Source organism: Streptomyces sp. NPDC056161 (assembly GCF_042268025.1).
Lineage (GTDB): Bacteria > Actinomycetota > Actinomycetes > Streptomycetales > Streptomycetaceae > Streptomyces.
In genome coordinates, this window is the sequence record NZ_JBHJUV010000030.1 from 48,304 (window position 1) to 60,411 (window position 12,108).

At 68.5% G+C, this 12,108-nt stretch carries 10 protein-coding genes and 1 riboswitch; of the genes, 4 read left to right on the forward strand and 6 right to left on the reverse strand.

Going from position 1 to position 12,108, the window contains the following annotated elements; all coding sequences use genetic code 11:
• The first annotated feature begins 54 nt into the window (after positions 1 to 54).
• Positions 55 to 735, forward strand: coding sequence for a Uma2 family endonuclease (locus ACFC09_RS26240; RefSeq protein WP_376532622.1), 681 nt, complete (start codon positions 55 to 57; stop codon positions 733 to 735).
• Positions 736 to 1,074: 339 nt separating this feature from the next.
• The gene (locus ACFC09_RS26245; RefSeq protein WP_376532624.1) at positions 1,075 to 1,581 is read left to right on the forward strand and encodes a hypothetical protein; all 507 of its coding nucleotides are present in this window, start codon (positions 1,075 to 1,077) and stop codon (positions 1,579 to 1,581) included.
• 201 nt (positions 1,582 to 1,782) lie between these two features.
• On the opposite strand, the gene ACFC09_RS26250 is transcribed toward ACFC09_RS26245, so the two are convergent.
• The 5 genes from ACFC09_RS26250 to thrC form a co-directional block, all read right to left on the reverse strand.
• Entirely contained in the window at positions 1,783 to 3,075 is a 1,293-nt protein-coding gene (locus ACFC09_RS26250; protein WP_376532626.1) for a hypothetical protein, read from the reverse strand.
• Positions 3,076 to 3,380: 305 nt separating this feature from the next.
• Positions 3,381 to 5,003, reverse strand: coding sequence for a chaperonin GroEL (gene groL, locus ACFC09_RS26255; protein WP_376532628.1), 1,623 nt, complete (start codon positions 5,001 to 5,003; stop codon positions 3,381 to 3,383).
• A gap of 582 nt (positions 5,004 to 5,585) precedes the next feature.
• Positions 5,586 to 5,789: a cold-shock protein gene (locus tag ACFC09_RS26260; RefSeq protein WP_004986573.1), complete on the reverse strand. Its 204-nt coding sequence runs from the start codon at positions 5,787 to 5,789 to the stop codon at positions 5,586 to 5,588.
• 435 nt (positions 5,790 to 6,224) lie between these two features.
• Entirely contained in the window at positions 6,225 to 6,500 is a 276-nt protein-coding gene (locus ACFC09_RS26265; protein WP_376532630.1) for a MoaD/ThiS family protein, read from the reverse strand.
• A 210-nt stretch (positions 6,501 to 6,710) separates the two neighbouring features.
• A complete protein-coding gene (thrC, locus tag ACFC09_RS26270) occupies positions 6,711 to 7,994 on the reverse strand; it encodes a threonine synthase (protein WP_376532632.1) in 1,284 nt (427 codons plus the stop codon).
• A gap of 18 nt (positions 7,995 to 8,012) precedes the next feature.
• Positions 8,013 to 8,177: riboswitch (SAM riboswitch) on the reverse strand.
• A 158-nt stretch (positions 8,178 to 8,335) separates the two neighbouring features.
• On the opposite strand from thrC, the gene ACFC09_RS26275 reads away from it, so the two are divergent.
• The gene (locus tag ACFC09_RS26275) at positions 8,336 to 9,283 is read left to right on the forward strand and encodes a glucosyl-3-phosphoglycerate synthase (RefSeq protein ID WP_376532634.1); all 948 of its coding nucleotides are present in this window, start codon (positions 8,336 to 8,338) and stop codon (positions 9,281 to 9,283) included.
• Positions 9,284 to 9,366: 83 nt separating this feature from the next.
• Positions 9,367 to 10,851 carry a trehalose-6-phosphate synthase gene (locus ACFC09_RS26280; RefSeq protein WP_376532636.1) on the forward strand — a complete coding sequence of 495 codons (1,485 nt, stop codon included), beginning with the start codon at positions 9,367 to 9,369 and terminating at the stop codon, positions 10,849 to 10,851.
• Between the two features lie 294 nt (positions 10,852 to 11,145).
• On the opposite strand, the gene otsB is transcribed toward ACFC09_RS26280, so the two are convergent.
• Positions 11,146 to 12,027 carry a trehalose-phosphatase gene (gene otsB, locus ACFC09_RS26285; RefSeq protein ID WP_376532638.1) on the reverse strand — a complete coding sequence of 294 codons (882 nt, stop codon included), beginning with the start codon at positions 12,025 to 12,027 and terminating at the stop codon, positions 11,146 to 11,148.
• Positions 12,028 to 12,108 lie beyond the last annotated feature (81 nt).

A 12,108-nucleotide genomic window follows, 5' to 3' on the forward strand; every position in this document is an offset into this window, starting at 1 on the left:
CCCACGGTCCGCCGAGATCACTCCGATGCACCATGGAGGGAAGGAGGCAACGCCATGACCCCTGACACCGCTGACCGCCCGCAGATGTCCGTCGAGGACTTCGAGGAACTCGTCCGCAGGGCTCCGCGAGAGCTGCGGAACCGGCTGGAGTTCCTCGGCGGAAGGCTGTGCATTCGGCACGGCCCGCTCGACGTCGAGGAATTCGAGGAACTGGCCGCGGCGGCCCCAGAGACCGTGCGACTCGAATACATCAACGGAAAAGTCGAGGTCAAGGCAGTGCCGGACGGCAACCACGGCGAGATCTTCATGTGGCTGCTCCGCCAGTGCATGCAGCATCGCCCCGAGCTGAACCTCATGCCCGAACGGGGCGTCAAGGCCGAGGCATACCGCAAGGGCCGCGCCCGCACAGACGGGTTCCTTGCACCGGTGGGCCACTTCAGGAGTCACGGCGAATGGTCCGCCCCCGACGGCGCGCTCATGGCCGTAGAGATCACCTCCCACGACCGCGACACCGACCAGCGCGACCGGATCGACAAGCCCATCGGCTACGCGGCGGCCGAGATCCCCGTCTACCTCCTCATCGACCGCGACAACAACACCATCGTCGTCTACAGCGAACCCAAGGTCGGCCGCTACCAGCAGACCCAGTCGTACCCCTGGGGCACGACCGTCGAGCTTCCCGCCCCGGTGAGCATCACCCTCGACACCGAAGAACTCAAGGAATACGCCGACTGACGCCCATGCCATCGAGGGCCGGCGCGGTGGAGCGTGAGTCAGCCGTAGGCGCGCCCGATCGGCTGTCGTGAACCGCGGAACGACCTGATCCGTTGCTGCTTGGAGCGGCGCAGAAGACTCAGCCAGGAGGCCACCGTGCTACCACCAAGAGCTGCCGAAATCCCTGAAGCAGAAAAGAAATTCTGGGAGGAAACGAGAAATATCTCCTACGGAAATGATTCACGGAATTCCGCAAGAGAGAGAGCGCCCGAACTGACGGAAGCGTGGGAACATGGATACAATTCCGGCCGCCAGAATCACCGGGCCCCATACTCTGAGATCCATAAATACGACTCGTTTGTGCAGACGTTGGCCCGGACGGCAGACAACAACCATGAAAGCTATTGGGATCCCGGCACTTGGGTCCACTACATGCATAGAGCGGGCTACGAGTTCGGCGCTCTGGAGAAGAAGTACGGATCGCGGGACGCTGCTCTACAGAAGAAGATAGACAGGTTGTGGCAACCCGGGGATCGGCCTGTGCAGCCCAAGGGTGATGCGACCCTGGCCGTGCGGCATACCGCGAACCGCGTCGCCACGCGGCTCAAGGAGATAACGGGGATCTCCCAGAAACGCGATACCCGCGACGATCGTGCCGCCGGAGCGCCGCTGGGCAGCGGCGGTGCTGCCACGGAATCGGCCGAACGGCTGCTGCCGTCGGCCGCCTCGGTGGCTTCCTTCCTCCCGGAGGGAACCGACACCGAGTGGTCGCGGCCCGCTTCGCCCGATCAGCGGCCGTCGGCGGCCACCCCGCGCCACATTGCCCTTGATCTCGGACCCGCCCGTAATAAGAGGTCCGCCCGTTGAACTGGCAGGGAAGACACCCATGGCATGAATAACAAAACGCCGCCGGATACACCCTGATCCACCCTGATCCACCCGACGGCAGAACCGTAATTCCCTGAAAGAACGATCGGACCGGACACCACTCCCTTGCCGCGGACCCCTCGATCAGAGTGGTCCGCCACGCCACCTCGACCCCTACCGCCCGGGACCGACAAACCACCGCTAGCGTGCCGGGCCCCCCGCGCCGCGCCCCCGCCCCGAAGGCTGGAAGTTACCCCGATGGGCCGGGGGAAGGTTCCCCCTTTCCACCTGACCCTCCTGCCTCGGCGGAGCGCACTGATAAGGCGACATGCCGACGGGTGGCCGAGGAGCGGAGGCCGTATGACTCTGCCGGCTCTGCCGCGCATCCGCCCCCTGATGCAATTCCTGATACCTCTGATACATCTTCGTGTAATTTTGCCATCGACCGGGATCCTGCCGGACGGAATCTCTCGCCCGCCTTGCCTCGTCGTAGAGATCCTGCGTCGCAGACGGCGGCTGCGGGGGCGACGCGTCGTTCCAGGACGGGTGAGGACTGTTGTTCCAGTCCTGGGAAAACACTCGAAACTGCTCTGAACCCGCGTTCTTATGCCTGGACCACCACTCGGCGTAAGACCAGAGATTTCCGTCCACCCCTGCGTGTTCGGTGTGCTGCCCGGACCGCGCATACCACTCGGCATACTGGTGACGGAACTGCTCGTATTCCGATGCCCGGCCTTCTCTGACATTCTGCGTCGCCGCACGGACGTTCTCCGGCGTCAGCGCCCATTCCAGTCTCCGCCGCGCTTCCCGTACTTCCGGTGCGGCCAGCAGATTGTCCGCGGACCCGATCAGCCGGTCGTGCCCATCGCGCTCGGCCGGCATGCTGAACACGTCCGCACCGCCGATGTACAGGGTAGATATCCCTTTGTAATGGATGATTTCCTGCTGATGCCGGAAGGCCACCTCGCGGAGAGTGGCCAGGACGTCGATCCCCCCGGGTACATTCGGCATGGAGTACCGCGCGTATTCCCCCTCATCGACCCACAGCGGTTTGGGTCCTGCCGGATCCCGGTCCCGGCTGGAACTGACATACACCGTGTCTGTGTGGTTGTTCTGGTAGTACTGGATACTGGAGGGAAGTTTATCGCTTTTATTCTCGAACCCGTCCCTGAAGACAATTCCGAGGCCGCGCTCCCTCGTATGAGTCTTGAAGCGGTACAGCGGATCACGGTCCAGCCTATGAGCGATCTGATAGTCGGCAGCCGGTCCGCTGTTGGCCACCGTGAGAGATAGCGGGTTGACGCCGTATCTGGATTCCCCGGAACCCACCGTATCCACCGGGTTCGGCCCGACCCTCCTCCCGGGAAAGGCTTCCCATGCCTGCCTGAAGTCCTCTGGAGTGCTCTCGAAGCCCTCATAGGAACCCCCGGCATCGCTGTCTGCCGCCGAGCCGACAGATCTGGCCGGGGAGTAATCCCGCGCCCGCTCCACCATCCGAGAGTCACTCCTCCTGTGTTCGGGCATGTGACAGCGCAGAAGTCACCGCCGACTCCGACCGGCCCTACGCCCAGCTTCCACTTGCTCCAGTTTCTTCCACCTCCTGAAACGGCTGAAAATCACGACCGGTTCACCAGCCACGAGCCCTGGCCAGGGCATCTCGAACAGGACGACGTGACCCAGGTCGTGGCGGTCGCTTGGCCGCTTGCTGCCGGACAGGCCGCCGCAACGCCCGAGGGCGGCACCCCCCGTCACAGACAGGGAGTACCGCCCTCGGAAAAGGACAGGTGATCCGGGAAGGATCAGAAGTCCATGTCACCGCCCGGCATGCCGCCCGGAGCGGCCGCGGCGGCCTTCTCCGGCTTGTCGGCGATGACGGCCTCGGTGGTGAGGAACAGCGCAGCGATGGAGGCGGCGTTCTGCAGCGCGGAACGCGTGACCTTCGCCGGGTCGATGATGCCCTCGGCGACCAGGTCGACGTACTCACCGGTCGCGGCGTTCAGACCGTGCCCCGGGGTGAGGTTGCGGACCTTCTCCACCACGACGCCGCCCTCAAGGCCGGCGTTGACGGCGATCTGCTTGAGCGGGGCCTCCAGGGCGAGCTTGACGGCCTGCGCGCCGGTCGCCTCGTCGCCGTCCAGCTCCAGCTTCTCGAAGACGCTGGTGGTCTGGAGCAGGGCCACGCCACCGCCGGCGACGATGCCCTCCTCGACGGCCGCCTTGGCGTTGCGCACGGCGTCCTCGATGCGGTGCTTGCGCTCCTTCAGCTCCACCTCGGTGGCGGCACCGGCCTTGATGACGGCCACGCCGCCCGCGAGCTTGGCCAGGCGCTCCTGGAGCTTCTCGCGGTCGTAGTCGGAGTCGCTGTTCTCGATCTCGGCGCGGATCTGGTTGACCCGGCCGTTGACCTGCTCGGAGGAGCCGGCACCGTCGACGATGGTGGTCTCGTCCTTGGTGATGACGACCTTGCGGGCGCGGCCCAGGAGGTCCAGGGTCGCGTTCTCCAGCTTGAGGCCGACCTCCTCGGAGATGACCTCGCCGCCCGTGAGGATGGCGATGTCGCCGAGCATGGCCTTGCGGCGGTCGCCGAAGCCCGGGGCCTTGACGGCGACGGACTTGAAGGTGCCGCGGATCTTGTTGACGACCAGGGTCGACAGGGCCTCGCCCTCGACGTCCTCGGCGATGATCAGCAGCGGCTTGCCCGACTGCATGACCTTCTCCAGGAGCGGGAGCAGGTCCTTGACGGAGCTGATCTTGGAGTTGGCGATCAGGATGTACGGGTCGTCCAGGGACGCCTCCATACGCTCCATGTCGGTCGCGAAGTACGCGGAGATGTAGCCCTTGTCGAAGCGCATGCCCTCGGTGAGCTCAAGCTCAAGACCGAAGGTCTGCGACTCCTCGACGGTGATGACGCCTTCCTTGCCGACCTTGTCCATGGCCTCGGCGATCAGCTCGCCGATCTGGGTGTCGGCGGCGGAGATGGAGGCCGTGGAGGCGATCTGCTCCTTGGTCTCGACGTCCTTCGCCTGCTCCAGCAGGGCGGTGGAGACGGCCTCGACGGCCTTCTCGATACCGCGCTTCAGGGCCATCGGGTTGGCACCGGCGGCGACGTTGCGCAGGCCCTCCTTGACCAGGGCCTGGGCGAGGACGGTCGCGGTGGTCGTACCGTCACCGGCGACGTCGTCCGTCTTCTTGGCGACTTCCTTGACCAGCTCGGCGCCGATCTTCTCGTACGGGTCCTCCAGCTCGATCTCCTTGGCGATGGAGACACCATCGTTGGTGATCGTGGGGGCGCCCCACTTCTTCTCAAGGACGACGTTGCGGCCCTTGGGGCCGAGGGTGACCTTGACGGCGTCGGCGAGCTGGTTCATACCGCGCTCAAGGCCGCGCCGCGCCTCCTCGTCGAACGCGATGATCTTGGCCATGTGAAGTGGTCCCTCCAGGACTGGGGGTGATTCCAACGGACCGCGCCCGCGCCCGCGACGGACGGCTCACCGGCCTCGTGGTTCCTTGCCCCACCCGGCCTGCGGGCCTCACCGACCCGGTCCTTCATTGTCACTCTCACCTTCAGAGTGCTAACGCCAATGATTAGCACTCGGGTGGGTCGAGTGCAAGGCGCGCCCGCGAAGCGGGCTCCAAGGGGTGGTGGTCGGGTGACGGGTGGGAGCAAGGCGCGCCCGCGAAGCGGGCTCCAAGGGGTGGTGGTCGGGTGACGGGTGGGAGCAAGGCGCGCCCGCGAAGCGGGCACCGAGGGGTCCGAAGGGGAGAGCGGTCGGCTTCCGGCGTGCCGGGGGTGCGTCAGCCGTGCGCGAACACGCGTCGGCGCGCGCCCGTACGGCGACGGGAGCGGGCAACGGGGAATCAGGTGCCGGAACAGGTGCCGGAACAGGCGCCGGGAACAGGTGCCGGGACGGCGCCGGGAACGGATGACGACTCCGGCGCAGGACATAAGGACATGGCGAAGGACCCGTACCCGTAAAGGTGCGGGTCCTTCGCGACAAGAAAATTCAGGCGGTGACGCGAACCATGTCGGCCTGCGGGCCCTTCTGACCCTGCGAGATCTCGAACTCGACCCGCTGGCCCTCTTCCAGGGTGCGGTAGCCGTCCATCTGAATGGCGCTGTAATGGACGAAGACGTCCGCACCACCGTCGACCGCGATGAAGCCGTACCCCTTCTCCGCGTTGAACCACTTGACGGTGCCCTGAGCCATGCCTAACTCCCCTATTACTGGCCCTTGCACAGATCCACACCTCGCGGACCCGGGTCAGACCTCACCCCCCAAGGTTTGGGGGCGTGCGCCGGAACGCGTCGACCGCGGCTGAATGTATCTGTCCAACTGCCGTCTGCAACAGGTCAATCGGACGAGAAATCTGGACGTACCCGGTCGGGAATCTCCCGAGAATTCACCAGAATTCAGGGCAAGTCGGGCCTCATAAAAGGAGTAAAAGCCACAAAAAACGCGCACAGATTGGCGACTTCTTGCGGGGCGCGCGGAATGATTTCCAGGGACCGCGCCCCGGGCGTGGGGCTCGCGTTCCCCAACTCTACCGCGCTCAACCCCACTGAATTGCCCCCTCCGCTTCTCTCACGGAGGGGGCGATCCGATGAACAGTCGGTGACAGGCGTAACCGAAGGTAACGAGGGGTCAGCCGCCGGCCACGGCCGGGATGATGGAGACGCCCGCGCCCTCCGGGGTGACGGTCTGGAGGCCCTGCTCGAAGCGGACGTCGTCGTCGTTCACGTACACGTTGACGAAGCGGCGCAGTTGGCCCTGGTCGTCCAGGACCCGGGCGGCGATGCCCGTGTGGTTCTTCTCCAGGTCGGCGATCACCTCACCGAGGTTGGCGCCCTCGGCGCTCACCTCGGCCTGACCTCCGGTGTAGGTGCGCAGAATGGTGGGGATACGAACGGTGACGCTCATGCGGTGTGACCTCCGGTCGGGTGCACAGGTGGTGCGGCGGGGAAGGGGAGTGACGGGCTCCGCCGGCTCGCGGCGCGCATACGACCTCGGATGCGGCCTCGGACGCGGACTCGGTCAGGACCGGCCGACGGCGCGCCGCCGTTCATGCGGAACCGCCAGTCATGCGGAACCGCCGGTCATACGGAGCCGCCGGTCATGCGGAGCCGCCGGTCATGCGAGGCCGGCCGCTCGGAAGGAGTCCAGGTTCGGACGGATGGTGGCGGTCAGGCCGGTGCCGGCCACCGCGTCGAGGGTCTTGAGGCCGTCGCCGGTGTTGAGGACGACCGTGGTGAGCGCGGGGTCGAGGACGCCGTTCTCGATCAGCTTCTTCGCCACGCCGACGGTCACCCCGCCGGCCGTCTCCGCGAAGATGCCCTCGGTCTGCGCCAGCAGCTTGATCGCGTCGACGATCTGCTCGTCCGTGACGTCCTCCACGGCGCCGCCGGTGCGGCGCGCGATGTCGAGGACGTAGGGGCCGTCGGCCGGGTTGCCGATCGCCAGGGACTTGGCGATGGTGTTCGGCTTCTGCGGCCGGACCACCTCGTGTCCGGCCTTGAACGCGGCCGACACCGGCGAGCAGCCCTCGGCCTGCGCGCCGAAGATCTTGTAGGGCCGGTCCTCGACGAGACCCAGCGCGATCAGCTCCTTCAGACCCTTGTCGATCTTGGTGAGCTGGGAGCCGGAGGCGATCGGGACGACGATCTGGTCGGGCAGCCGCCAGCCGAGCTGCTCGCAGATCTCGTACGCCAGGGTCTTGGAGCCCTCCGCGTAGTACGGCCGCAGGTTGACGTTGACGAAGCCCCAGCCCTCGCCGGCCGGGTCGCCGATCAGCTCGGAGCAGAAACGGTTCACGTCGTCGTAGGTGCCCTCGATGCCGACGAGGTCACCGCCGTAGACCGCGGCCATGACGACCTTGCCCTGCTCCAGGTCGTGCGGGATGAACACGCAGGAGCGCAGGCCCGCGCGGGCGGCGGCGGCGCCGACGGCTCCGGCCAGGTTGCCGGTCGAGGAGCAGGAGAGGGTGGTGAAGCCGAAGGCGCGCGCCGCCTCCAGCGCCTGGGCGACCACCCGGTCCTTGAAGGAGTGGGTCGGGTTGCCGGAGTCGTCCTTGACGTACAGGCCGCCGGTGACGCCCAGCTCGCGGGCCAGGTTGTCGGCCTGGACCAGCTTGGTCCAGCCGGGGTTCAGATTCGGCTTCTCGGCCACGTCCGCGGGGACGGGCAGCAGCGGCGCGTAGCGCCAGATGTTCGCGGGTCCCGCCTCGATCGTGCGGCGCAGTTCCTCGGTGTCGTACGCCGAGTAGTCGTACGCGATCTCCAGCGGGCCGAAACACTCCTCGCAGGCGAACACCGGGCCGAGCGGTACCCGGTGACCGCATTCGCGGCAGCTCAGGGCAGCGGCGGGGCCGAGGTCGACGGTCGGGTTCGTGGTGCTTGCAACGGTCTGCACAGCCATGTGAGGCGAGGCCCTTTCTCCTCATCTTCCCCACGACGCATCTCGCCGTGAGACGGAATTGGCACCTTCCCGAGCCGGGAGCCTCGCGAGAACGATCGGATTGCGCTGCGATCAGTACGAGTACCGACTGGAGGGTTGCCGGGGCTTCATCGGGCCGTGTCCCTCTGCCCCTCTGGATGAGCTGTATGCGGTTGTGTACACCGATGACCCCCGACATGCGATGGTCATCCGCGTTGTTCAAGACTGTAACCGAAGGCCAGGACAGTTGAGATAGTCGTCCGAACCGCGAGATGGGTCACACACGCACCTGGTGTGATCACGACAGTGAGGAGCCGCCGACCGTGCTGGAAGAAGTGGAACGCTGGCTGGCCACCCGCTCCTGGTCCGTGACCGATCGACCGCTGCACAAGATACTCGCCGCGAAACAACGCACCGGCCTGTCGGTCTCCGTGGTCCTGCCCGCGCTCGACGAGGAGGCGACGGTCGGCGCCATCGTCGCCGCCGTCCGGCACGACCTCATGCTGCGGGAGGTGCCGCTGGTCGACGAGATCGTCGTCGTCGACTCGGGATCCACCGACCGCACCTCCGAGGTGGCCGCCGCGGCGGGCGCCCGGGTGGTGCACCGCGACGACATCCTGCCCCGGCTGCCCACCGTCCCCGGCAAGGGCGAGGTGCTGTGGCGCTCGCTGCTGGTCACCAGCGGGGACATCGTCTGCTTCGTCGACGCCGACCTGCGGGACTTCTCCTCCGACTTCGTCACCGGGATCGTCGGCCCGCTGCTCACCGAGCCGGACGTCGACCTGGTCAAGGCCATGTATGACCGCCCGCTGGCCGGCGCGGCCGGGCAGGGCGGCCGGGTCACCGAGCTGATGGCCCGCCCGCTGCTCAACATGCACTGGCCGCAGCTGGCCGGTTTCGTGCAGCCGCTCGGCGGCGAGTACGCGGCTCGCCGCTCGCTGCTGGAACAGCTGCCGTTCCCGGTCGGGTACGGCGTCGAGCTGGGCATGCTGGTCGACGCCCTGCACCTGGTGGGCCTGGACGCGCTCGCCCAGGTCGACGTGGGTGTGCGCAAACACCGGCACCAGGACGGGCAGGCGCTCGGCCGGATGGCCGCGGCGATCTACCGCACCGCCCAGCTGCGACTGGCCCGCGGACACCTGGTACGGCCGCGCCTCACCCAGTTCGAGCGGGGCGAGGACGGTTTCGAGCCGCACACCCACGCGGTGGACACCGAGGAACGGCCGCCCATGGTGGAGATCGCCGAGTACGCGCGGCGCCAGGTCGCGTGAGCAAGAGAAACTGGCCGTATACGACCGCTGACTGGCCGCAACCGTACGTTTGAGCGTTTCCGGGCCGGGCTAGGTTGAGGCGTATGGCTTCCACGCAGGGTGCTGCCCAGGTGCTGGTCGCGTCCAACCGCGGCCCGGTCTCGTACGGCGTCCGGGAGGACGGCTCGCTGGCCGCCAGGCGGGGCGGCGGCGGGCTGGTCTCCGGGCTGTCGGCGATCGGGCCCGAGGCGGGCGCGCTGTGGGTGTGCTCGGCGCTGTCCGACGGCGACCGGGAGGCGGTGCGGCGCGGTGTGGGCGAGGACGGTGTGCGGATGCTCGCGGTCCCGGCCGACGTGCACGCGGACGCGTACAACGGCATCGCGAACTCGGTCCTCTGGTTCGTCCACCACATGCTGTACCAGACCCCGCTGGAGCCCGTCTTCGACGCGGAGTTCCGCCGCCAGTGGGCGTCGTACGAGACCTACAACCGGGCGTTCGCGGAGGCGCTGGCCGAGGAGGCGGCCGAGGGCGCCGCGGTGCTGGTGCAGGACTACCACCTGTGCCTGGTGCCGGGCATGCTGCGCGAGAAGCGGCCGGATCTCAGGATCGGGCACTTCTCGCACACGCCGTGGGCGCCCGCGGAGTACTTCCGGATGCTGCCGGACGACATCAGGTCACAGCTGGTGCGGGGGATGCTGGGCGCGGACCGGCTCGGCTTCCTGACCTGGCGCTGGGCGCGGGCGTTCATGGAGTGCGCGCAGGCGGCGGGCCCCGGCGTGCGGCGGTTCGGGGCGTTCGGGGCGGAGGCGGAGGCGGAGGCGGAGGCGGGGCCGCGGGGTCTTGAGCACGCGGCCGGTGGCCAGGTGTCCGCCCGCAGGACCGTCGTCGACGTGCACGGCCTCGGCGCCGACCCCGAATTCCTCCGCGCCCGTTCGCACGAGGCGGACGTCGAGGAGCGGATGGCCGCCCTGCGCGCGGAGATCGGCGCGGGACGCCGGACGATCGTGCGGGTGGACCGCACCGAGCTGTCGAAGAACATCGTGCGCGGGCTGCTGGCATACCGGCAGCTCCTCGACGACCACCCCGATTGGCGCGAGCGGGTCGTGCACGTGGCCTTCGCCTATCCCTCCCGGCAGGACCTCGCCGTCTACCGGGACTACACGGCCGAGGTGCGGCGGCTCGCCGAGGAGATCAACTCCCGCTACGGCACGCCGGGCTGGACCCCGGTCGTGCTGCACGTCAAGGACGACTTCGCCCGCTCGCTGGCCGCCTACCGGCTCGCCGACGTGGCCCTGGTCAACCCCATCCGGGACGGCATGAACCTGGTCGCGAAGGAGGTGCCGGTCGTCTCCGACAAGGGCTGCGCGCTGGTGCTCTCCCGGGAGGCCGGGGCGTACGAGGAGCTGGGCGAGGACGCGCTCGCCGTCAACCCGTACGACATCGGGGACACGGCGGACGCCCTGCACCGGGCGCTCAGCCTGCCGGCGGACGAGCGGGCGGAACGGACGAAGCGGTTGGCTGCCGCGGCGGTGGCGTTGCCGCCCGGCCGGTGGTTCCTGGACCAGTTGGACGGGTTGCGGGCCGGCTGAGCGGTTGGCTGCGCCGGCCATGGCGGGAGTGTCGTCGTGCTTCGGCTGCGGCCGGGAGGTGGCTGGTCGCGCAGTTCCCCGCGCCCCTTAAAAGGGGCGTTGCCATCGGCCCGGTGAGGGCCGTACCCGGGTCCCTCCCGGGGGTGCCCCCGTGCTCCGGCTGCGGCCGGGACGTGGCTGAGCGCGCAGTTCCCCGCGCCCCTCAGAAGGGGCGTTGCCACCCGGCCCGGTGAGGGCCGTACCCGGGTCCTTGAAGGGGGTCGGTTGATCGTGTGTCTGTTGGGGGGCGGTCGGTCAGGGTAGGTGTGTGGACAGGGTCCTCAGGAGTCGTACTACGCCCGCCGGGCCGTCCACCACCAGGTCGGCGCGTTCGGCGAGTTCCGTCACCTCGGTGCTGCCGCTGCACACCAGCAGGCCGGGTACGCCGTCCGAGCGGAGTTCGTCGACGGCCGCGAAGGCGGGCAGGTCGCCGAGGTCGTCGCCGCCGTACAGCACGGACCGGGCACCGATCTCCCGGACGTACTCCAGCAGGGCGACGCCCTTGTCCATGCCGGGTGGGCGGAGTTCGAGGACCAGACGGCCGGGTTCGACGATCAGGCCGTGCCGGGCGGCGAGTTCGGCGAGCGGACCGCGCAGGGCTTCGAACGCGGCCTGCGGGTCCTCGGCACGCCGGGTGTGCACGGCGACGGCCCGCCCCTTCTCCTCGATCCAGGTGCCCCGCCAGGCGCCGATCCGGTCGAGGAAGCCGGGCAGTTCGGCGCGGACGCCGGCGACACCGGGGTGCGGGGCGGGGGCGCTGACGGTGCCGCTGACCGCGTCCCAGCGTTCGGCGCCGTAGTGGCCGAGCACGACGAGGTGTTCCAGGCCGGGTACGCCCGCGAAGCCGCCGTGCCGGACCGCCACTCCGGCGGGGCGTCCGGTGACCACCGCGACGGCGGCCACCTTCGGGGCGAGGGCGGCGAGCACGGGCACGGCGTCCGGGTGGGCGCGGGCCTGCTCGGGGTCGGCGACGATCGGCGCGAGCGTCCCGTCGAAGTCGAGCCCGATCACCGCGGTGCGCGGCCCTTCGAGCAGAGCCGCGAGCCCGTCCCGCCCGGCCCGGGTCACGGGCGTGGGGAGCGCGTCCTGGGGGTCGGTCGAGTCCGTCGAATCCGTCGAATCCGTTGGGTTGCCCATACGGCGACCCTATCCACGCGGGGCGGCGCGCACGCATGACAACGGGGGCCCCTCGGATCAGGGGTTCCCTCAGATCAGGAT

Excerpts from the sequence above, each read along its gene's own strand:
- ACFC09_RS26240 (WP_376532622.1), top strand. The coding sequence starts at position 55 with ATGACCCCTGACACCGCTGACCGCCCGCAGATGTCCGTCGAGGACTTC.
- ACFC09_RS26250 (WP_376532626.1), bottom strand. The coding sequence starts at position 3,075 with ATGGTGGAGCGGGCGCGGGATTACTCCCCGGCCAGATCTGTCGGCTCG.
- groL (WP_376532628.1), bottom strand. The coding sequence starts at position 5,003 with ATGGCCAAGATCATCGCGTTCGACGAGGAGGCGCGGCGCGGCCTTGAG.
- ACFC09_RS26260 (WP_004986573.1), bottom strand. The coding sequence starts at position 5,789 with ATGGCTCAGGGCACCGTCAAGTGGTTCAACGCGGAGAAGGGGTACGGC.
- ACFC09_RS26265 (WP_376532630.1), bottom strand. The coding sequence starts at position 6,500 with ATGAGCGTCACCGTTCGTATCCCCACCATTCTGCGCACCTACACCGGA.
- thrC (WP_376532632.1), bottom strand. The coding sequence starts at position 7,994 with ATGGCTGTGCAGACCGTTGCAAGCACCACGAACCCGACCGTCGACCTC.
- ACFC09_RS26280 (WP_376532636.1), top strand. The coding sequence starts at position 9,367 with ATGGCTTCCACGCAGGGTGCTGCCCAGGTGCTGGTCGCGTCCAACCGC.
- otsB (WP_376532638.1), bottom strand. The coding sequence starts at position 12,027 with ATGGGCAACCCAACGGATTCGACGGATTCGACGGACTCGACCGACCCC.